Consider the following 895-nt stretch of genomic DNA (forward strand, 5'->3'; position numbering starts at 1 on the left):
ACACAATTTCAATCAATTCATCAACGATTTCAGACGACGTATCGCTCAAACTCCAAAGAAAACCGAAGCCGAAAAACGCAATGCCGCTTTAAACCGCCTACGCAGTGAAATTCTCGATTACGCCGTAGAACAAGCGACACAAGCGCAAGGGCTGTTCACGCTCACGGTGCCTACCGGTGGCGGAAAAACTTTCACTTCCATGGCATTCGCACTGGAACACGCCAAACATCACGGCATGCGTCGCGTGATTTACGTCATCCCGTTCACCAGCATCATCGAACAAAATGCCGCCGAATTCCGCAAAGCCTTTGGCGAATTGGGCGAACAAGCCGTGTTGGAACACCACAGCACCTTCGACGACGGCAAACTGCAAAATGAGGCCACCAAAGACAAATTGCGCCTTGCCTCGGAAAACTGGGATGCGCCGATTGTCGTGACCACCGCCGTGCAATTCTTCGAATCCCTCTTTGCCGACCGCTCCTCGCGCTGCCGCAAGCTGCACAACATCACAGGCTCCGTCATCATCCTCGACGAAGCGCAAATGCTGCCGCTCAATCTTTTGCTGCCCATCATGCAAGCCATCAAAGAATTGGCGCAAAACTACCGCTGCAGCGTCGTCATGTGCACCGCCACCCAGCCTGCCGTGCAAGCTGAAAATGGCTTCTATCGCGGCTTTGAAAACGTGCGCGAAATCGCCCCAAAACCGACCGCACTTTTCGACAAACTGCGCCGCACCATCGTGCAACACATCGGCACACAAACCGACGCCGACCTGCTCGCCAAACTCGCCGAACACCCGCAAATGCTCGTCATCGTCAACAACCGACGCCATGCCCGCAGCCTATACGACCAAGCCAAACACCTTGACGGCACGTTCCACCTGACCACCTTAATG

At 54.5% G+C, this 895-nt stretch carries 1 protein-coding gene; it reads left to right on the top strand.

The features are described from left to right. Positions 1-895: CRISPR-associated helicase/endonuclease Cas3 (locus ACTHUM_RS15555; protein WP_440403364.1), on the top strand; the 895-nt coding region annotated here is incomplete at both ends.

The organism is Neisseria sp. P0021.S006 (genome assembly GCF_051956895.1).